General features: G+C 52.1%; 15 protein-coding genes and 2 riboswitches. Of the genes, 8 read left to right on the top strand and 7 right to left on the bottom strand.

Translation table 11 applies throughout. The annotated features are described in order from the left end of the window. The first annotated feature begins 2 nt into the window (after positions 1–2). Positions 3–374 carry an ExbD/TolR family protein gene (locus H8K43_RS14915; protein ID WP_186904547.1) on the top strand — a complete coding sequence of 124 codons (372 nt, stop codon included), beginning with the start codon at positions 3–5 and terminating at the stop codon, positions 372–374. 196 nt (positions 375–570) lie between these two features. After that, positions 571–1818 carry a hypothetical protein gene (locus H8K43_RS14910; RefSeq protein ID WP_186904546.1) on the top strand — a complete coding sequence of 416 codons (1248 nt, stop codon included), beginning with the start codon at positions 571–573 and terminating at the stop codon, positions 1816–1818. Between the two features lie 58 nt (positions 1819–1876). Here the strand turns inward: H8K43_RS14910 and H8K43_RS14905 are convergent, their stop codons facing one another. The 3 genes from H8K43_RS14905 to H8K43_RS14895 all read right to left on the bottom strand — a co-directional run bounded on the left by H8K43_RS14905 (position 1877) and on the right by H8K43_RS14895 (position 5942). Further along, positions 1877–3334: a transglycosylase SLT domain-containing protein gene (locus H8K43_RS14905; protein ID WP_186904545.1), complete on the bottom strand. Its 1458-nt coding sequence runs from the start codon at positions 3332–3334 to the stop codon at positions 1877–1879. Between the two features lie 272 nt (positions 3335–3606). Next, positions 3607–3981 carry a VOC family protein gene (locus H8K43_RS14900; protein WP_186904544.1) on the bottom strand — a complete coding sequence of 125 codons (375 nt, stop codon included), beginning with the start codon at positions 3979–3981 and terminating at the stop codon, positions 3607–3609. A gap of 68 nt (positions 3982–4049) precedes the next feature. Continuing rightward, positions 4050–5942, bottom strand: a complete 1893-nt coding sequence (locus H8K43_RS14895; RefSeq protein ID WP_186904543.1) for an ABC transporter transmembrane domain-containing protein — start codon at positions 5940–5942, stop codon at positions 4050–4052. 151 nt (positions 5943–6093) lie between these two features. Between H8K43_RS14895 and H8K43_RS14890 the strand changes: the two genes are divergently transcribed. From H8K43_RS14890 to gcvP, 4 genes are all read left to right on the top strand, one after another. Continuing rightward, positions 6094–7488 (top strand): DUF2799 domain-containing protein, encoded by a 1395-nt coding sequence (locus tag H8K43_RS14890; RefSeq protein ID WP_186904542.1) that lies wholly within the window; start codon positions 6094–6096, stop codon positions 7486–7488. A gap of 226 nt (positions 7489–7714) precedes the next feature. Further along, positions 7715–7803, top strand: a riboswitch (glycine riboswitch). 10 nt (positions 7804–7813) lie between these two features. Beyond that, positions 7814–7927: riboswitch (glycine riboswitch) on the top strand. 66 nt (positions 7928–7993) lie between these two features. Then, complete coding sequence (gene gcvT, locus H8K43_RS14885) at positions 7994–9124, top strand: glycine cleavage system aminomethyltransferase GcvT (protein ID WP_186904571.1); 1131 nt, start codon at positions 7994–7996, stop codon at positions 9122–9124. Positions 9125–9213: 89 nt separating this feature from the next. Further along, positions 9214–9591: a glycine cleavage system protein GcvH gene (gene gcvH / locus H8K43_RS14880; RefSeq protein WP_186904541.1), complete on the top strand. Its 378-nt coding sequence runs from the start codon at positions 9214–9216 to the stop codon at positions 9589–9591. A gap of 133 nt (positions 9592–9724) precedes the next feature. Beyond that, positions 9725–12604 carry an aminomethyl-transferring glycine dehydrogenase gene (gcvP, locus tag H8K43_RS14875; RefSeq protein ID WP_186904540.1) on the top strand — a complete coding sequence of 960 codons (2880 nt, stop codon included), beginning with the start codon at positions 9725–9727 and terminating at the stop codon, positions 12602–12604. Between the two features lie 119 nt (positions 12605–12723). Here the strand turns inward: gcvP and H8K43_RS14870 are convergent, their stop codons facing one another. The 4 genes from H8K43_RS14870 to H8K43_RS14855 form a co-directional block, all read right to left on the bottom strand. Further along, positions 12724–13185 carry a cache domain-containing protein gene (locus tag H8K43_RS14870; protein WP_186904539.1) on the bottom strand — a complete coding sequence of 154 codons (462 nt, stop codon included), beginning with the start codon at positions 13183–13185 and terminating at the stop codon, positions 12724–12726. Between the two features lie 169 nt (positions 13186–13354). After that, on the bottom strand, positions 13355–15040 hold the full coding sequence (locus H8K43_RS14865) for a hypothetical protein (protein WP_186904538.1): 1686 nt from the start codon (positions 15038–15040) through the stop codon (positions 13355–13357). 251 nt (positions 15041–15291) lie between these two features. After that, a complete protein-coding gene (locus H8K43_RS14860; RefSeq protein ID WP_186904537.1) occupies positions 15292–16101 on the bottom strand; it encodes a mechanosensitive ion channel family protein in 810 nt (269 codons plus the stop codon). 136 nt (positions 16102–16237) lie between these two features. Beyond that, positions 16238–16789, bottom strand: coding sequence for a lipocalin family protein (locus H8K43_RS14855; protein ID WP_186904536.1), 552 nt, complete (start codon positions 16787–16789; stop codon positions 16238–16240). Positions 16790–17216: 427 nt separating this feature from the next. Between H8K43_RS14855 and H8K43_RS14850 the strand changes: the two genes are divergently transcribed. Both H8K43_RS14850 and H8K43_RS14845 read left to right on the top strand, forming a co-directional pair. Beyond that, a complete protein-coding gene (locus tag H8K43_RS14850) occupies positions 17217–18101 on the top strand; it encodes a hypothetical protein (protein WP_230403978.1) in 885 nt (294 codons plus the stop codon). Next, the gene (locus H8K43_RS14845) at positions 18091–19476 is read left to right on the top strand and encodes a choice-of-anchor X domain-containing protein (RefSeq protein ID WP_186904535.1); all 1386 of its coding nucleotides are present in this window, start codon (positions 18091–18093) and stop codon (positions 19474–19476) included. The genes H8K43_RS14850 and H8K43_RS14845 overlap by 11 nt, the downstream gene beginning before the upstream one ends. The last annotated feature ends 205 nt before the right edge of the window (positions 19477–19681 follow it).

Genomic DNA, 19681 nt, shown 5'->3' with positions numbered 1-19681 from the left:
ACATGACCCCGCTGATCGACGTGATGCTGGTACTGATCATCATGCTCATCATCACCATCCCGATTCAGAATCACTCCGTGAATCTGAACATGCCAACCAACCAGGCCGCGCCGAAGAATCCGGTGGAGCCAGTGGTGGTCAACATCGACGTCGACTTTGACGGCACCGTGTTGTGGAATGGTGTGGCAGTCGCTAACCGTAACGAACTCGAAGCCAAGCTGACCGAAGTCGCAACACAGGCTGACCAGCCGGAAGTGCATCTGCGTCCAAACGCCGTGGTACCGTACAAATCGGTGGCAGCGGTGATGGCCTCAGCCCAGCGCCTGGGCGTGACCAAGATCGGTATGGTTGGCAATGAGCAGTTTATGAAGTAAAAGAAGGAATGCATGGACAGGCTGCATAATTCATGCAAGTTAAACACTTCATTACGCTGCACTTGATGTATGATTGAAAATCGGCAGGCTAGTCCCTGCCGTTTTTCATATTTGCTGGAGTCAGGCAGAGCCGGATGATGTCCGGGTAGCTACTGATTTCATAGATTATTTATTTTATTGATTGAGAGATCAACATATGATGCAACTTCGCTTGTCTCGTATCGCTGTATTGATTGCAGCGATCGGTTTTGCTGCCGCGCCAGAATTAACCAACATCGCTGCAAACACTGCGTATGCTCAGGAAGCAATGCGTCCGGAGATCGGTCGTATCGTTCAGGCTGCAGGTGAGTTGTATAAAGCGAAGAAGTACAAAGACGCGCTGGCTAAAATCCACGAAGCTGACAGTGTCGGTGGTAAGACTGTGAACGAGAATTTCACGATCGAACGTATGCGCTTGTCGATTGCTTCGGCTGCTAACGATAACGATACAGTGATCCGTTCTGCTGAAACAATTATCTCTGCCGGTAAGCTGCCGTCGAAAGATCAGTTGCAGATGATACAGGTACTGGCAAATGCGTATTTCAAAGCCGGTAACTATGCCAAAGCATCACAATGGTATAGCCGTTATTACGCCGATGGCGGTACTGATCCTTCCCTGCGTCCATACATGATCCAGGCGATGAATCAGGGTGGCGACAGCGCGAAAGCGATGAAAGAAGTAATGAATGATCTGGCTGCAGATGAAAAAGCTGGCCGTACACCTAGCCTGTCCAATCTGGAGTTCTATGCGAATGCAGCATTGAAGCAAAAAGACATGGCGGGCTATACCACTGCGCTGGAAAAGCTGGTTGCTTACCACGGTAAAAAAGAATACTGGGTGAATCTGCTGAATAACGTAGAACGTAAGCCTGGTTATTCTGAGCGCCTGAAACTCGATCTGTATCGTTTGAAACTGGCACTGGGTCAGGTTAGCAAAACATCTGACTATATGGACTCGTCGCTGATGGCGATTCAGGCTGGTTATCCGGGTGAAGCGACTAAGATCATTGATGCAGGCTATAAGGCTGGTGCTTTAGGTGCGGGCAACGATGCTGAGCGTCATAAGCGTTTGCGTGATATGGCCGCTAAAGCCGTGGATGAGGCAGGTAAAGCTGCTGCAACTGCAGAAGCAGATGCAAAACAGGCTAAAGACGGTAACGCACTGGTTAATCTGGGCTTCGCTGCTGCCACTTCCGGCAAGGCTCAGCAAGGCATTGCATTGATGGAAGAGGGCATCAAGAAGGGTGGCCTCAAGCATCCTGAAGATGCCAAACTGCATCTGGGTATTGCTCAGTTGCAGTCTGGTAAAAAACCTGAAGCCATCAAAACGCTGAAATCTGTTCAGGGTAAAGATGGTGTGGCAGACCTTGCACGTTACTGGGTACTGTACGCAGGTCAGAAATAAGCTTGTTCTGGTCGTAAAAAAAGGCACCTCGGTGCCTTTTTTTATGCCACGATGAGTATTAGCCGTGACGTTTTTTACTGTGCTTGCTATTGCTGTTGTGTGCAACTTTATGTCGCGCAGTGGATTTACCCAATGGAATTTCAAGTTGCAAAGTCTGGCCGGAGGCGACTTGTTCTGACTTCAGCTTATTCCATGACTTAATATCCGCAACACTGACATGATAGCGTTTGGCAATGCCATTCAGATTGTCGCGCTTGCCTACCTTGTAGCTGATCTGGCGTGTGGTAATCGCCTTTTCTATGACCAGCTGGGCTTTTTCTGCGACTTCAGGTGCAATGTCTTTATCTTCTGCATGGGCAGACTTCGGAACCAGCAAGGTCGAGCCTGCTTTGACCAGCATTTTGGCAGGGATCATATTGACATCCCGCAAAGCCTCAACCTTGTGTCCCAGCTTAACCGCCAGCGCTTCGATTTTTTCAGTTTTTTGAACGATGTAGGTGGCCCAGCTTGACAGCGGACCTTGCCATTTGCTCAGATTTTCCTTGAACAGCGCAGCATTCTCGGTAGGAAGCAGGATTTTTGTATTGCTGCTGCCAGTAATCACAGGGCGGTTAAATTGCGGATTCAGCGCATTGAATTCCGCCAGTGGTAATTCAGCCAGTTGTGCTGCCACGCGCACGTCGATGTCGCGGGTTTTTTCCACGGGTACAAAGTAAGGCTGGTTTTCCAGTGCAGGCAGGGTGATATTGTATTGTTCAGGGTGAGTGATGATGTTTTTCACGGCCTGCAGCTTAGGCACATAATTTCTGGTCTCGAGCGGCATCAGGTGTGACATGCTGTCGTAATCCACTGGTAGGCCAGCAGCCTGTTGCTTCTTAATCGCACGCTGTACGGAGCCTTCGCCCCAGTTGTAGGCTGCCAGCGCCAGTTGCCAGTCGCCAAACATGCCATACAAACGTTCCAGGTAATTCAGTGCGGCATCGGTAGAGTCAAGCACGCCACGGCGGTCGTCCTTGAACATATTTTGCTTCAGGTTGAAATCTTTTCCTGTCGCTGCCATGAATTGCCACATGCCGCTGGCTTTTGCAGTGGAGATGGCCTGGGGATTGAACGCAGATTCGATAAACGGCAGCAAGGCCAGTTCAGTCGGCATGCCGCGTTTTTCCAATTCTTCAACGACGTGGTAGAGATAACGTGAGCCACGTTGCACGGTGCGCAGTATGTAGTCACTGCGTGAACTGTACCAGGTGGTCTGGCCTGCCACCAGTTTGTTATCCAGGTCGGGGATTGCATAGCCGGCGCGGATACGTTCCCATAAATCCAGTTCTTTATTTTCGTAACTGAAGGAGGAAATCTTGAGCGAGCTATCGATGGGAGGAGAACTGGAGAGGCTGGTTTCCGGTGTGGAGTTCAGAGCGTCCGGAGCGAGGTTTTCTGCCTGACAGAGCTGAGGAATCGCAAATGCTATCCATGCACTGAGCAATAAGGGGCGGAATGGGTGTCTTAATCGTTTCATAGGCAAGATGATGGCTCATCGACCTTGGTCGACTTTGATTTCAGGATCGTGAGAGTGTACGCAAGTGCAGAAGACCTAGTCAAGGAAAATGTCATCCGTTTGACATCTTGAGTGATGAGCGAAAATAAGGGGAGTATTTCTCAAAAATCGCAACAGAAACACGAATATGCGACTATTCCTGTTGCGCCGGATGCCCAGATTTTGCGGGCTATGGCAAGGTGCTTTCCCTTGCCAGTCTTAGCTTTCCGGTCAATCCTTATGCTTAAGCGGAGTCAGGATTGCATGCAGAATGCATTGAGTTTATTGCCATCCAGATCGCGGAAATAAGCAGCATAAAAACCACTGGTTCCGCGTGGCCCTGGCCCACCTTCATCGCTGCCACCGAGTGCCAGGGCTTTTGCGTGCAAGGCCTTGACCTTTTCCGCTGAGTCGACCACCAGTGCCACCATGCTGCCATTACCAACGCAGGCAGGCTGGCCGTTAAATGGTTTGATAATGCCCAGACTTGGCTTGGTAGGGCTGACACCCCAGGCAATAAATTGTTCACCTTCCATGATGCGGCTGGCGCCTATTTCTGCCAGTAAGGCGTCATAAAACGCAGCAGCCTGTTCGTAATGGTTAGTACCTAAAGTAACGTAGCCTATCATGCTGTCTCCTGTTTGATGAGGGGGTAAAAATTTGGCGCATATTGCAATAAGGGCGCTTTGTCTATTAGTTATTCTGCCACAGCCGCAATCTGTTGGGCGCTATCAGTGTCCAGATTGAATTGCAGTGCTGCCAGCCGCGCATAGATGCCGCCTTGTGCGATCAGGCTTTGGTGATTGCCGGTTTCGACAATTTTTCCATGTTCCAGCACGACGATGCGATCTGCACGCTGCACGGTCGCCAGTCTGTGCGCGATGATCAGCGTGGTGCGTCCCTGCATGGCGCGTTCCAATGCTTCCTGTACCAGGCGCTCTGACTCCGCATCGAGTGCGCTGGTGGCTTCGTCCAGCAATAGCAAAGGCGGATTTTTGAGCAGTGCGCGTGCAATCGCAATCCGCTGTCGCTGGCCGCCCGAGAGCCTGACGCCACGCTCCCCCAGAAATGACTGATAGCCTTCAGGAAGACGTTCTATAAACTCGTGGGCCGCTGCCAGCTTTGCCGCTGCGATCACAGCCTCATCGCTGGCGTCCGGATCGCCATAGCGGATATTTTCCATTGCATTGGCAGAGAAAATCACCGCATCCTGCGGCACGATACCTATCGCATCGCGCAGGGTTTGCAAATTGAGTTGGCGAATATCGACCCCGTTCAGCAGGATTTTGCCTTGCTGCGGATCGTAAAAGCGCAGCAGCAATTGAAACAGCGTGGTTTTGCCTGCGCCCGAGGTGCCAACCAGGGCCAGAGTTTCACCCGGTGCTATCTGTAGATGAATGTCGGACAGTGCGGCTTGTTGTGGTCGCGAAGGATAGGCGAACTGGATATCTTGTAGTGCCAGGCTGGCACCGTGACGCTGAGCATCCGGTGTGGCGGGCAGTGGCAGCGCCTGAGCAGGATTCTGTATGCTGGATTGCACTTGCATCAGCTCCAGCAAGCGTTCGGTGGCACCGGCCGCGCGCTGTGCATCACCCAGTACCTCAGACAGTGCGCCAAGCGCACCGGCCACAATCGCGGCATATAAAATAAACTGCCCGAGCTGGCCGCTGCTCATTTCTCCTTGCATGACGCGGTGCGCGCCCAGCCATAACACCAGCACGATTGCGCCGAAGACCAGCAGTATCGCCAGCAGCGTGAGTAAGGAACGTGCGCGTATTCTGCGGGTTGCGCTATGAAACGCATACTCGACCGAGCCGGCAAAACGCTGCGCTTCCAGCTGCTCGTGCGTAAAGGCCTGCACGGTAGGCATGGCATTCAATATTTCACCTGCGATGGCAGAAGCGTCGGCAATTTTATCTTGTGAGTCACGCGACAATTGCCTGACCCGTCGCCCATACCAAATGATAGGTAAGACCACGACAGCCAGCATCACCAATATCATCAGCGTCAGCTGGGCGCTGGTGATAAATAACATCAGCAGGCCGCCAGAAAACAATAGAATATTGCGCAATGCCATAGAAATGCTGGTGCCGACCACAGTTTGTATCAACGTGGTATCCGTGGTCAGGCGCGACAGCACTTCGCCGGTTTGCGTGGTTTCAAAAAATTCGGGACTCTGGGTGACCACATGCGCATACACGCGATTGCGGATATCCGCTGTGACCCGTTCACCGAGCCAGGACACCATATAGAAACGGGCGGCGGTAGTCACAGCCAGCAGGATGGCAACGCCAAACAAGGCCAGAAAAGTCAGGTTCACACTGGATACATTTGCGCCAGCCTGACTGGTAAAGCCCAGATCTATCATTTGACGGAATGCGGCAGGAATCGCCAGTGTTGCGGCGGCCGCCAGCAATAAGGCGATACCGGCCAGCACAAATTGACGGCGATACGGACGCAGAAATGGCAATAATGCGGCCAAGGTACGTATACTGCCGGATTCGCTGCCGGATTCGCTGCCGGTTTGGCTGCTGGCTTTGTTGCGACTGAAGGCGTCGCTGTCAGCCTGAGGTGGGCTAGGATTGTTCATGTTGGCTATCGTGGTGGGCAGTCACCTACATGATGCCTGCCTGGTGGTTTTCAAGCTGCCAGATGGTTTTAGCGCAGGTTTAAATTCCATGCGTCAACGTTTTATTGTTGACAGACGTTGTTGAGCTGTCATTCCTATCAGAAAACTTAATATGAAAAAAATTACTGAGAGACGTATTCCTGCCATGCTGCTGATGCTGGCCGTGCTCGCACTGAGTGCCTGCCAGAGTACCATGAACCGCGTGAATGACTGTAAAACCGGTGACTGGCAACTGATAGGAAAAAAAGACGGCGGTGACGGGCTGGTGCAGCAATTTGAAGACAGAAAGCGTTTCTGCTCTTTTGTCGACAGTGACAAAATCAGGGAGGAGTCTGCTATCCAATACGCACAAGGCTGGGTGCTGGGGAATCAGCAATTCTGGTTTCAGCTGGGGCGGGTTGATGGTCGAACCGGACTCGGCGTAGTGAATTATCAGCAGCAACTGAAGTCGGAAAAAGTCATTGAAAATAAAACGCCGCTGAACCCGGCTTACTATGAGCAAGGCTGGCAGCAGGGAAATCACGAATACTGGTATCAAACCGGCTTCGATGATGGCAAAGCAGGTAAGACAGCAGCCGAGGAACAATCCCGTGCACGCACCGGTGCTGAAATCGGATTCCGGCAAGCGTCGTATCGTCAGGGTTGGCAGGACGGGAATTACAAATATTGGGAAAATCTTGGCTATCAGGACGCACATGACGGCATTCCTGATAGCCAGCTTTCGCAACATTTGCAAGCTGCCAAAGAAAAAGATTTGTTAGCGCGTCCCGAAGCCTATCGCACAGGCTGGGACCGCGAAATCATCGAATACTGGCGTCAGCTGGGCTGGACGGATGCAGTCAGCGGGCGTGATGTGAATACCCGCCGTGACGATGCCAAGCGGCGCGGCCTGAAGTTTTTGGAGGCAGAGTACAAGCAAAAGTGGGAGCAACGCCTGATCGGGTACTGGACTGAAGTTGGCGCTGCCGATGGTTTTGGACAACCATTCCAGCTTGATCAGCGTATGGCCAGCGCCCGCAGCAATAATGTGTTTGTGATTGCGCAGACCCGTGATGCCTACACCCAGGCCTGGCAAAAACAAAATGCGGCTTATTGCACCGTGGATAATGCGTTTGAATGGGGGCGTCAGTCCAAAGGCATGGCAGTGGAAGTGTGTCAGCCTGCTATGCAAGGGCGTTTACAACGCGCCCTGATCAGTGGCCGTGACTATGAGCAGTTGGCATACCGGCTGGAAAGTACGCACAGAGATTTGCGCGATCATGAGCGCCGTGCGCGAGACGTGGAGCGCCAGTTGAATCAGGTCGAGGCTGAGATCAAGAAAAACCGGGAGGATAAGAATCGTCAGAACACCCAGGAAAATCAGAATATAGACAGCCGCAATGAGCGTAATAAAAACGACTTACGCGATCAGTTGCAGTCACTGCGTCGCCGCATCGATGATCTGCGCTCCTGGGAATTCCGCTATCAGCAGCAAATGGATAGCCTGCGACGCGATATTTATTTGTAATTAATTTTAGTCTGAGCGCTCACTCATTGGCTGACTGTGCAGCTGACATCCACCCTGAACCGGAAGTCAGCTGCATTTTTTTGCAGCGCATACAAACTTGCCCATCTGGCAAAGAACTTTACCAGAGTCACCTATGCTGGCTATCGTATGCCACTGCGTCTTGCGCGAAATCACCAAATATTTGCTTTTGAATATATCCAACCTCATCCAAGCCTTATATAATCGCGCTACTTGATCGGGAGAGAGCAGCCAGCGGTTGCCGCCGAAGGGGCTAATACCCAACAAACTCTCAGGCAAAAGGACCGGTCAACGGGGCGTGAAACACACCCCACACTCTGGAGAGCGGTAGCGGTTCAGAACTGCACTACCCACCGAAGGTGCGCACGGAGGACAGATCCTGTCGCCGTAATCTCTCAGGTACCAGGACAGAGGGGTCAGCGATTGCATCGCATGCAGCGGCGTCTGCGTGCGTTTTCGTTCCTACTCAACTGGTAAAGAGGCATCCATGACGCAAGCAGCGACATCTCTCAAGGTAACTCCCCTCAATGCAGCCCATCGTGCGGCTGGTGCAAAAATGGTTGATTTCGGCGGTTGGGATATGCCAGTCAACTATGGTTCCCAAATTGAAGAACATCACGCTGTACGCAAAGATTGCGGCATGTTTGACGTCTCCCATATGTGCGTGGTCGACATCCGTGGCGACAATGTACGCGGCTTCCTGCGTGGTCTGGTTGCCAATAATGTCGATAAACTCCAGGTACCTGGCAAAGCACTTTATTCCTGCATGCTGAAACCGGAAGGCACCGTCATCGACGATCTGATCATTTATTTTTTCAGTGAAAACTGGTTCCGTCTGGTGGTGAATGCCGGTACGGCAGAAAAAGACATCGCATGGATGAATGCGCGCAATGCAGAAACCCAAAGCGGCCTGACGATCACACAACGCCGTAACGGCGAAGGCGCATTTGCACTGGTTGCAGTACAGGGCCCGAATGCACGTGCCAAAACATGGGAAGTACTGCCAGAAACCCAGGCCGCTTCTGCTGAAATCAAACCCTTCAATGCAGTGATCGTTGAAGGTACAAAATTCGGTGAAGTGATGGTAGCCCGCACGGGTTATACCGGTGAAGACGGTTTTGAAATCGCGGTTCCGGCCGAACAGGCTGTTGCGTTCTGGGATGCGTTGGTCGCTGTTGGTGTCAAACCGGCTGGTCTGGGCGCGCGCGATACATTGCGTCTGGAGGCAGGCATGAATCTGTACGGTCAGGATATGGACGAGAGCGTTAACCCGCTCGACGCCGGTCTGGCCTGGACCATCGATCTGGTCAGTGAGCGCGATTTCGTCGGCAAACAGGCTTTGCTGGAACAAGGACAAAAAGCCCAATTCCTCGGTTTGATTTTGCGTGAAAAAGGTGGCATTCTGCGTGCGCACCAAAAAGTGATTTGCGCACAAGGTGAGGGTGAAATTACCAGCGGCACATTCAGCCCTAGCATGCAGGAAGCGATTGCACTGGCCCGTCTGCCTCTGGGTGTGGCAGTGGGAGATACGGTACACGTCGTGATCCGTGATAAACAACTGGCAGCCAGTGTCGTGAAACTGCCTTTTGTCCGTAACGGAAAAGTCCTGGCAGCATAAAGTAAGCAGGGGCGTGTGATTTTGCATCACACGCCCGAATTTTTTAGACCTGATTTTAAACACAATAACTGATCAATTTGGAGTCCAGCATGAACATTCCAGCAGAACTGAAATACACCACCTCCCACGAATGGGTACGCGTAGAAGCAGACGGCACAGTTGCCGTTGGCATTACTGAGTTTGCTCAGGATGCATTGGGCGATATCGTTTTCGTTGACTTGCCAAAAGTCGGCAGCCAGCTGGAAGCCGGTAAAGATTGCGCCGTAGTGGAATCTGTGAAAGCCGCTGGCGATATCTACGCACCGCTGTCAGGTGAAGTGGTTGCCATCAATGAAGAAGTCAAAGATGCACCGGAGTCCATCAACTCTGCTGCTTTCAATGCCTGGCTGTTCAAGTTGAAACCAGCGAATACGGCAGATGTCGATGGTTTGCTGAGCGCAGAAGCCTACGCACAAAACATCGGCTGATCGTTCCAGCTGTAACACCCTTTATCCGGCTCAGGGCTGAGCCTTGGTTCAGCCCTGAGCAGACGTCGCAGCTCACCCTTGCTGGTCTGGGCTGTGATCTCTGTATCAAGACACCCACTTGTCCGCAAAAATCATGACACGTCCTTCTCTTAATGAATTGGAAGCACACGATGCTTTCATCGCACGTCACATTGCTCCGTCTGCTGCTGAACAGGCAAAAATGCTTGAAACCCTGGGTTATGCCAGCCGTGAAGCATTGATTGATGCGATCGTTCCGGCCAATATCCGCCGCCGCGATGTACTGCCGCTGGCTGAGTTCACAGCTGCCAAATCCGAACAGGATGCACTGGCTCAGTTGAAAGCGATCGCTGGTAAAAACAAGGTATTGAAATCCCTGATCGGTCAGGGTTATTACAATACACATACGCCAGGCGTTATCCTGCGTAACATCTTCGAAAATCCGGCCTGGTACACCGCGTACACGCCATATCAGCCAGAAATTTCTCAAGGCCGTCTGGAAGCGATCCTGAATTTCCAGACTATGATTACCGATCTGACCGGCATGGATATCGCGAATGCGTCTATGCTGGATGAGGGCACTGCAGCGGCTGAAGCGATGACGCTGATACAGCGCGTCGGCAAATCGAACTCCAATGTGTTCTATGTGGCAGACGACGTATTGCCGCAAACCCGTGAGATCATCGAAACCCGTGCAACGCCGCTGGGCATAGAAGTCCGTACCTGTACCGGTAACGAAGCGATTGACAACGAATGTTTTGGCGTCCTGCTGCAATACCCTGCTGCGAATGGTGAAATCCGCGATTACGCGGAATTTGCTGCTGCAGTCCACGCTAAAGGCGGCATGGTCATCGTTGCTGCTGATTTGCTGGCACTGACGCTGATTACGCCACCGGGCGAATGGGGTGCTGACGTGGTGGTTGGTAACAGCCAGCGTTTCGGTGTACCGCTGGGCTTCGGCGGTCCGCACGCTGGTTACATGTCTACCCGTGATGCATTCAAGCGCAGCATGCCTGGCCGTCTGGTCGGTGTGACCGTCGATGCACAAGGCAAGCCTGCTTACCGTCTGGCTTTGCAAACACGTGAACAGCATATCCGTCGTGAAAAAGCGACGTCCAATATCTGTACTGCACAGGTCTTGTTGGCCGTGATCGCATCGATGTACGCGGTCTACCATGGCCCGGAAGGTTTGCGTCGTATTGCGCAGCGCGTACAACGTTACACCACAGTGCTGGCAGCGGGTCTGCAACAGATGGGCCTGAGCCTAGCCAACAGCACTTACTTTGATACCCTGACTGTGAATGTGGCAGATGCCGCCGCAGTGCACGCAGCAGCACAGACAAAAGGCTATAACCTGCGTCAGATCAGCGCTAATCAGGTAGGTGTGTCCTTAGACGAAACCGTGAACCGTGATGACGTGATCCACGTTTGGGAAATCTTCGCGCAGACTAAGCCGGTACCGGATTTTGCGGCAGTAGAAGCGACAGTCGCAGACGCGATTCCAGCTAAACTGGTACGCAGCAGCGCTTTCCTGACCCATCCGACTTTCAGCCGTTACCATGCCGAGCATGAGATGCTGCGCTACCTGCGCGGTCTGGCAGACAAGGATCTGGCGCTGGACCGCAGCATGATACCGCTGGGTTCCTGCACCATGAAACTGAATGCGACTTCAGAAATGATCCCTGTCACCTGGCCGGAGTTTTCCAATATCCATCCATTCGCACCGCAAGATCAGACTGTGGGCTACCGCGAAATGATAGATCAGCTGGAAGCCATGCTGTGCGCAGCGACTGGCTATGCAGCCGTTTCCCTGCAGCCGAATGCCGGTTCGCAAGGTGAATATGCGGGTCTGCTGGTCATCAAAAAATACCATGAGTCGCGCGGTGAAGGGCATCGTAATATCTGCCTGATCCCATCGTCTGCACACGGTACTAATCCTGCTTCTGCTGCTATGGTAGGCATGGATGTCGTCGTAGTTGCCTGTGACGAGCGTGGTAACGTGGATCTGGCTGACCTGGCGGTCAAGGCAGAAAAACACAGCGCCAATCTGGCTGCCATTATGGTGACCTATCCGTCGACCCACGGTGTGTTCGAAGAAGGCATACAGCAGTTGTGCGAAATCGTGCATAGTCATGGAGGTCAGGTCTATGTCGACGGCGCCAATATGAATGCGCTGGTTGGTGTTGCTGCGCCAGGTCAGTTTGGCGGCGACGTCAGCCATCTGAATCTGCACAAGACTTTCTGTATTCCTCACGGTGGTGGCGGTCCTGGCGTTGGTCCTGTGGCCGTTGGTGCGCATCTGGCGAAGTTCCTGCCAAATCAGAAATCGACCGGCTATGTGCGTGGTGAAGACGGTATTTCAGCAGTGAGTGCTGCCCCATTCGGTTCTGCTTCTATCCTGCCTATTTCGTGGATGTACATCGCGATGATGGGCGCGGAAGGCCTGAAGGCCGCAACCGAAACAGCAATCCTGGCAGCGAACTACATCGCTAAACGCCTGGCTCCGCATTATCCTGTGCTGTACTCGGGTCACGACGGTCTGGTCGCGCATGAATGTATTCTGGATTTGCGTCCGCTGACCGATGCAACCGGCATCTCCAATGAAGACGTGGCCAAGCGCCTCATCGACTTTGGTTTCCATGCACCGACCATGAGCTTCCCGGTTCCTGGTACGCTGATGATAGAGCCGACTGAAAGTGAATCGCTGGCAGAACTGGATCGCTTCATCGACGCGATGATCGCGATCCGTGAAGAAATCGCGAAGGTCGCCAGTGGTGAATTCGATGCGAAAGATAATCCTTTGAAGCACGCACCGCACACGATAGAAACTCTGGTGTCTGCTGAATGGACCCGTGCTTACAGCCGTGAAGTGGCCGCTTATCCGGTCAGTTCTTTGCGTAAGCAAAAGTACTGGGCACCGGTCGGACGTGCTGACAATGTGTACGGTGACCGTAACCTGTTCTGCTCTTGCATCCCCCTGAGCGAATATCAGTAATGTCAGCTATCCGGCGTTGCGGCTGACACTGCAGCGCTGATTACTAGGGCTAATCAAAAAGGGCTGCTGTTCTGTGAACGGCAGCCCTTTTTTATTGTCACGTCAGTTCGCTTGATGTGCTATCTTCCCTTGTAAATTCCAGCTTCCAGGATGATATCGCCGGCCCGTTGCAGATACGTTGTTTTCGATTCTATCTGCTTGCTGACTGGATTGTTGTAGCGGTAATCAACCCAGCCCTTGCCCTTGCTTTTGGCCAGTTCCACGATGTCTTTTCTGAATAACTTGCCTTCTGCGTCTGGCAATTCAAGCATATTCTTGCCGACGAGTTTGGGGTTGACCGGATGCGCGACTATGGTGCCATCGATGGCGCGCACATACAGATACAGCTCGCCTGCCACAAAATCCGGGTTTTTCGCATTGATCTCACGTATCAGCGCATCCTTACCATTTTTTTGCAGATAAGCCAGGCCTTTCTCTACCATCGCCACTGCGTCTTCAGGCTTGTCAGCGGCATGACTGATACTGGTCGATACCAGTGTGAGAGTGATGAGCAATGGAAGGAATAAACGCAGTTTGTTCATGAGCGGCTCCAAAAGTGGACGGACGTAACAGTCAGCATAGTCGATTTTGAACAAAGAGTAAGCACGAAATAAATACGCCTCTGAGTCAGAGGCGTATTTATTTAGGGAGTGGGGCAGATAGCGGCGAATTCAGCTCAGATGGGATGCAGGAAATCGCCATTCCTCCAGCTTAATGTTCTGGATTAAACACAAATAAGCCCTGTGGCAGCACAGGTATTTGAGTGCAAGTTAAATCCAGTGAAACATCGTTCTTGCCGCTGAAATGCAGATCGACCCCCTTAGTACATTGGTCGCGCGCATAGGACCAGGCCTGCTGCGCATTTTCGTGCATAGAAAAATTACCCAAATGCGTGAGTGTTACTCCGCTTTGTATGCGACGGCAGGAACGCAGTGCATCTATTTGATAGCTTTGATTTCGATAGCTGATACTTGTAGAGCCTTGGCAATCATTGTCAACTCTGTCTATCACCAGCCTATCTAATAAGACTCTGGCAACGACGATATGGGGTTCATCTCCTTGTTGGGTCTCGTGTAAATGAAACAATCCCTGGTCACGAATTAAAGCTTCTCGCCAAGCTAAATTTGAATGAATCAAATCCTTAAGCTGGGATGCCTGATAGGCGCTTGTAGCAGTCGAAGAATTGCTGGCAGAATTTGCGGCAACACGCAGTAAATCCGCAGTCCCATAAGTTTTTGTTTTAGAGGATGCAAAGATGCTTGCCCATACATCTAATGGGCCGACCGAATTTGAAGTAGTCGAATTCATGGCAGCAGCCAGATAAAAAATAGCTGCTCCACAAGTATAGTGAGTGCGCCCGTTCAATTTGTTGGCCAATGTTTCACCTTCTGCGAGGCTGCAAGCAATCAGGCTTTTAGTGCGTTCATTTTTATACTGTTCAGCGTCGGTGATTCTTAGCGTACGTAATGCGTCTTGCGCTGCTGCGTCTGCACCGCCTTCAAATAACCAGATTGGTTCTTCGTGCCGGACTTTCCATTGTTGAGCATTCCATAAATGAAAAAGTTCATGGGCTAAGAAACTGCTCAGCTGATTAGTTTGTGCCGTATTTTCTTGTTCCCAAACGCGTCCCATGAAATTGAGTCGCACCATACCAGGATTGGTGTCTCCGCGAAAAACGGCATTTTTATTTTGTGTGTTGGGGTCGAATGAAACCACGATCCAAGGTTTTTTCTTTGGTTGTGAGCCGAACTTTTTTGAATACAGATTCATCAGTGCAGCCAGGTTTTCATTGAGTGTATGCGCAATCCAGACAGGTGATTTTTTATCCAGAGTGATGCTGTAAGTATTTTTCTCTGTAGTGTCAGTTTGTCCTGCGACGATGTATGTCGCTACGTAGTTCGACCTCCATGCAGTCTTCCCTTGCGCGACTGTATGTCCCAATACGACGCCAGCAGTAGTCAGGCTAATTGTGCCTCCTTCTTTAGGGAATAAGTATTCTGAATAAATCTGCGCAGCGCGCCCATCGTCAAATAAGATGACCGGTGAGTAAACCCTGTCCATTAAGCCATCCCGCTCAAATGGATTGAGTTTGACGGACACCCAGTTTTGGGCTTTGGGTAAGATTAAAGCAGTACCGTCATCGTTCAGACGCGCACCATTTAACGGGGTCCAGGTCTTTAATCGTATTTCACCGTTACCTGTGAAGCGTAGCGTGTCAACCGCTTTAGATAACTGGAAGCGGGCTTCGACGCTTTTGCTATCAGTGTTAAAAGTTAAGCTGATCTTTGCCGTTTGTGCGAATGTCAGAGATGTTGAGAAAGCACATAACAATGTAAATAGTGTGGCTGTCCCGATTCGTATAAAAAAATTTATTGCTCTCGACTCTAATACAATCATTATTCATCACCCAGTAAGGTATAGGACTGACGCAAAATTGTCCCGGCAAGGCTGGGCGACGCAGGCAGTACATTTGTACGGCAAGGAGCCATAACGCCGCTGGGGCGGTTTTGCGTAAGTCCTAAGGTATTAAATTGTTATTGTATTGTAAATTCGATATTAATGGTTGCTGGGAAGAAAAAGCACAAGATAACAAAACGCCTCTGTGTCAGAGGCGTTTTGTTTGGGGAGCGGAGCTGATACCGGACAGATCAGGATTGATGAATCTCGATCTGATGCGGAGCCGGGACTGGCCAGCCGGCTTCAGCGCAGGCAGCAGCAATCGCTTTGTTGGTATCAAAATAGACTTGCCAGTAATCCTTGTTACTGCAGTTAGGACGTACTGCCAGAAGGGTGCCGGCTGCATTGAACTCGAGGATTTCTATGGTGGGTGCCGGGTTCAGCGTGATGTTGGCAACGCGGCTCACATGTTTTTGCAGCATCGCAATCGCTGCCAGTGGCTCTACGCCATTCGCGATCTGGCATTTCAGATCAACACGGCGATGTGGGTTGGCAGAGTAGTTGACCAGATTGTCGGCAAAAATTTTGCTGTTACCTACATATACACGCAAGTTGTCGCCAGTGGTTAATGTGGTAGCGAACAGGCCGATTTCAGTGACTTCACCGGTTTGTCCGCCGGCGCTGATCGCATCGCCGACTTTAAATGGGCGCAATAACACCAGGAAAATCCCGGCAGCGAAGTTAGACAGCAAGCCTGACCAGGCGACGCCTATCGCGACACCACCAGCTGCAATCAAGGCTGCCAGCGAGGTAGTCTGGATGCCGCAAACATCCAGGATCGCCATTACCAGTGCGATGCGCAGCGCGACCTTGAGTGAGGATTCGCCATACGAAACCAGCGTAGGATCCACCTTGCGCAAAGTCATTGCCTTACGCAACAAACCAGCCAGCATATTGATGATGATGCTACCGATGATCCAGATCGCAAGCGCGGCCAGAATTTTCAGGCCAAAAGGGACGAGGTAGGTGTTGAGTAGTTTTTCGAGGTCGATGTCAGGCATGGTCATCCTTTCTAAGGAAAAATGTTCAGGAAGTAATGTCCGTTTTTATACAATTATTGTCAATAAGTAAGATTTTAAGTTTTGCTAAATCTGCTACTTTGACGAAGGTTCGTGACAGATTGATGGATGTTGTATGTCATTTCGATGACATAGTCTGAGTTTGCAGGCTGGGTCGGAATTGCGCGCGCTGGTAGCCAGCCTGTTCCGCCTTTTGCCAGATGCTTTGCATGAGCGCGTCTGACAGTTGAGGCGTGCGCGATAAAACCCAGCCATATTGGCGTCCAGGTTCGCCGACCAGTACCCATTGATAATCCGGGTCCAGCGCCAGTATCCAGTAATTGCCGTAGAACGGGCGGAAAAAGCTCACGCGCAATTTGGCGTTGTTGGATTGTGCTACGACCTCGGCTACACCTTGCGCCGTTTCCATGCCCTGATCGGCACGTTTGCAGCGATTGGTGACAAGTATTTGCTCGCCCTCTAATTGATACTCAGCCTGGGTATCGCTGGCGCACATAGCTTGAAACCGGTTCGGTATCAGTGCGATTTCATACCAGCGTCCGAGATAGCGCTGCAGGTCGACCTGCGCGACCACATCCATAGGCGCGGCGGGTTGCGTGTTACAGGCACTGAACAAGGATGCGGTGAGCAGGGCACTGGTGCAGAGCAAAGCAAAGCGGCGGAGTGACATGATTTTTCCTGAGAGTTAGTGGTTTGCTGTGCCGATGATAAGGTAAATCGTCAATGCACGTGCTTAACCGTCATTTTTCATTGCTGTGTTTCAGTCTGAGTCACATCAGGAATTGTGGTATTCCGGTGCTTGCGACCGGATTAGAGCATGGACTCTAAGCGCTGAAAATGCCTGTTTCAGCGCCATTGATCAGAGTGTCGCTGCAGTTCTGATCCGCTGCCTCAGAGCGACTTTCACCAAATTCTGTGCTGCATCGCAAATTGACTTGGCGCAACGCTGTTTCGATACTGCGTTGCGATCAGTCACACATTCTAAATAAACATTTAATCAAACATCCCCAGACCCTGGAGGAGACAGCGGCTGATCGGCGAGCGGGGGAGGTCCTCCGTTTTGCACTATTCATGTGATTCATTTTGGGAGGTGAATAATGAAGTTAATGCGTATCGTGATCACGACTTTCCTGCTGGCGATGGCAGGTTTATCCAGCGTCGCCAGTGCGGCCAATTACACACTCTGGATCAATGGCCGTGGCGGTGGCGGTGTGGTCGGTGACTACAATAGTTTTAATTATTGGGGCCCTGCCAGCACAGCCGCAGGCGTGAATAAAAAAGCAGTCAACTGGGACGGCTATAACAGTATCGCCTCCGAGAATGGCAAGATCCGTGATGCACTTGATTGCTTCTGTACCGGTAACAACTGGTGCTATGTCGCCACTCATAGTGCGGGCGATCTGATGATGGGCTATACGATGGCGAATTATGGCGGTTCCACCCGCATGAAGAAAAACGCCGTTTCCAATTCTTCCGGGCAGTGTGGTAACAGCGACGGCACGACCCAGGTAGGCTGGAATATCAAATGGGTGCGCGCTGCATCGGGTGCAGGCGGTGGTTCTGAATTGTCGGATGCCGGTTCCTGGGCCATGAGTGAGCCGCTGGTCAAGGATCTTAAAACCAGTACGGCGCGCGCCATGTACAACCACAATGAGACACGTAATGTCTGGTTCTATATGTATGCGGGTGCCAAGGGAACCTTTTACTCCGGCATTTTGCCCGGTCAGGATGATGAAGCCGTGGCTTATCACAGTAGCGGTGGGGTGGCAGGTTCCGGCGGACAGTCGCTCTGTAATCCTTCGGACTGGTTCTGCAATGACCTGACGTTGGGGACAGCCGCCAATGAAGGCGGGTCGGTGAAGTGGGCTTATCACTCGGTCAGCTTCAGAGATGATGCAGAAGCCTACAATCATTACGCCAATGGGAACTGGCAGGGCATTATTTCTGTGGTGCGCGCGGCGGTAGTCAGCAATGCCACGTAAGCAGGATAAAGCAGGAACATCGCGCACCACTGCATCGGCCGCCAATACGGCTGATGCGTTGAAGTCGCCGCGCGATGGCTGGACGCGTTATCGCAAGCCCGCAGCTGCCGCCCTGGTGGTGGCTGCATTGTTGGCTGTGCTGGTCTGGGATGGCAGTCAGCCGGGTATGCCAGCGAACGCCGGGCAGTCACCAAACGGCGTAAATAGTGCAAGTGGTGGTCGTGAATTCCTGTCCATGCCCGCCGCCGCAAGCACAGCAAGCATGCCGCATTCAGCTGCAGTTCAGCGTCAGCAACTGGTGCAGCAAGTCGTGCAGGCGGATCAGGCTTTATGCCAGTATCAAAGCGGAACCCGCTATCCGCCTGGATCGCGCCCTGTCAGTCAGCATCCGGATCAGATTTACCCGAATCAGCCAGTCGCCGAATCGCATGCAATGCGTAAGCCCGACGGCACAGCGGATAAGACGGTGCAGATTGCCACGACTCAGTCGCACGTGTATCTGGCAGCCGGTGAAAAAGCCGTCTTCACGGTGCGCGCCAGTGATGCACAGGGACAGCCGCTGACGCTGCAAATAGACAAAGCAGTCGCCAAAGGTCTGAGCTTTGCGGGACAAAAGGAAAGCGCCGCGCTGGCGTTGAATATGAATGACAGCGGGCAGGATGGCGATACCCGTGCCGCCGATGGGATATACAGCGCAACGCTGCAGCCAGCACAAAGCGGTTTTGCCAGCTTTCATGGCACCTTGCGTACCGAAGTCAGCTATACGGTTGCTGGTAAGCCGGGACGTATCTTTTTTGACGTCGTATATTCGCCGGAATTGCCAGCCACCTGGGTAGCCGGTGTCAGGGAAAGCAATGAGGGCGGTCAGCTGCGCTTTACGCTACGTGCCAATGTTCGTTTGCCGGGACGCTATCTGGTCAGTGCCAGACTGGATGATGCGCAGGGCAAACCGTTTGCCTTATTGAGTTTCAACGATGTGCTGCCGCAGGGCTTGAATGACATTCCACTCATTGTTGCCGGTAACTTGCTGCGTGATCAGCAAGCCGCCATGCCTCTGCGTTTGCGCGATGTGGATGCTTATCTGCTGCGCGAAAATGTCGATCCCGACCGTTTGCTGATGCCACGCCTGGAAGGGCAGGTGGCGGTCAGTAAGACCTATGCACTGAATGCTTTTTCGACTGAGGAATGGCAGAGCGAAGAGCGGCAGCGCTACCTGACCGAGTTTGGCAAAGATTTGCAACTGGCAAAAAACGCCTTACGTCAGCTCGACCCGGATGTGGAGCGCAATGGCTATCCGCAAAGCGAATGCCGTACTGCAGGCAGCTCAAACGCAGCTACCGCCATCGCTGCAAGCGCACCGCGTCTGGTGCGCTGACCCAGGCTGGCCGTATAGTTTTTTTGCATGACAGTGATTAGCGATCACGATTAGCCAACACGGATTATCCGTGGCAAACTATCCTTAATGAAAATAATTCTCATTAAGGATGACGAGATGCCTGACTTATCGCTCAACGCACAATCGCACGCAAACGCAAGCTCCACTTTAATTTCAAACTCAGCTTCCACGGCTGGCTGGCGCG

It is taken from the genome of Cognatundibacterium curvum (assembly GCF_014284235.1).
Lineage (GTDB): Bacteria > Pseudomonadota > Gammaproteobacteria > Burkholderiales > Burkholderiaceae_D > Undibacterium > Undibacterium curvum.
This window is presented reverse-complemented; position numbering and strand designations above follow the sequence as displayed.